Genomic DNA, 1,313 nt, shown 5'->3' with positions numbered 1-1,313 from the left:
AATGACACGACTTCGGCGGTACGCTTGAGCCCCGCTACATTGTCGGCGCGGAATCACTAGACCAGTGAGCTATTACGCACTCTTTCAAGGGTGGCTGCTTCTAAGCCAACCTCCTGGTTGTCTCTGCGACTCCACATCCTTTCCCACTTAGCGTACGCTTAGGGGCCTTAGTCGATGCTCTGGGCTGTTTCCCTCTCGACCATGGAGCTTATCCCCCACAGTCTCACTGCCGCGCTCTCACTTACCGGCATTCGGAGTTTGGCTAAGGTCAGTAACCCGGTAGGGCCCATCGCCTATCCAGTGCTCTACCTCCGGCAAGAAACACACGACGCTGCACCTAAATGCATTTCGGGGAGAACCAGCTATCACGGAGTTTGATTGGCCTTTCACCCCTAACCACAGGTCATCCCCCAGGTTTTCAACCCTGGTGGGTTCGGTCCTCCACGAAGTCTTACCTCCGCTTCAACCTGCCCATGGCTAGATCACTCCGCTTCGGGTCTTGAGCGTGCTACTCATGCGCCCTGTTCGGACTCGCTTTCGCTACGGCTGCCCCACTCGGGTTAACCTCGCAACACACCGCAAACTCGCAGGCTCATTCTTCAAAAGGCACGCAGTCACGAGAACAAGGCAAGCCTTGTTCCGACGCTCCCACGGCTTGTAGGCACACGGTTTCAGGTACTATTTCACTCCGCTCCCGCGGTACTTTTCACCATTCCCTCACGGTACTATCCGCTATCGGTCACCAGGGAATATTTAGGCTTAGCGGGTGGTCCCGCCAGATTCACACGGGATTTCTCGGGCCCCGTGCTACTTGGGTGTCTCTCAAACGAGCCGCTGACGTTTCGACTACGGGGGTCTTACCCTCTACGCCGGACCTTTCGCATGTCCTTCGCCTACATCAACGGTTTCTCACTCGTCTCACGGCCGGCAGACCGTGAACAAGAGATCCCACAACCCCCACAACGCAACCCCTGCCGGGTCTCACACGTCGTAGGTTTGGCCTCATCCGGTTTCGCTCGCCACTACTCCCGGAATCACGGTTGTTTTCTCTTCCTGCGGGTACTGAGATGTTTCACTTCCCCGCGTTCCCTCCACTTGCCCTATGTGTTCAGGCAAGGGTGACAGCCCATGACGACTGCCGGGTTTCCCCATTCGGACACCCCCGGATCAAAGCCTGGTTGACGACTCCCCGGGGCCTATCGTGGCCTCCCACGTCCTTCATCGGTTCCTGGTGCCAAGGCATCCACCGTGCGCCCTTAAAAACTTGGCCACAGATGCTCGCGTCCACTGTGCAGTTCTCAAACAACGACCAG

The 1,313-nt window shown here is 57.3% G+C and carries 1 rRNA gene; it reads right to left on the bottom strand.

The features are described from left to right. Window positions 1-1,270 (bottom strand): 23S ribosomal RNA (locus JYK17_RS40130); the annotation flags it as partial. Window positions 1,271-1,313: the final 43 nt, after the last annotated feature.

This window comes from Streptomyces plumbidurans, from assembly GCF_019857225.1.
GTDB classification, from domain to species: Bacteria; Actinomycetota; Actinomycetes; order Streptomycetales; family Streptomycetaceae; genus Streptomyces; species Streptomyces plumbidurans.
The sequence above is the reverse complement of the archived record's forward strand: the minus strand, read 5'-3'. Positions and strand labels throughout refer to the sequence as shown.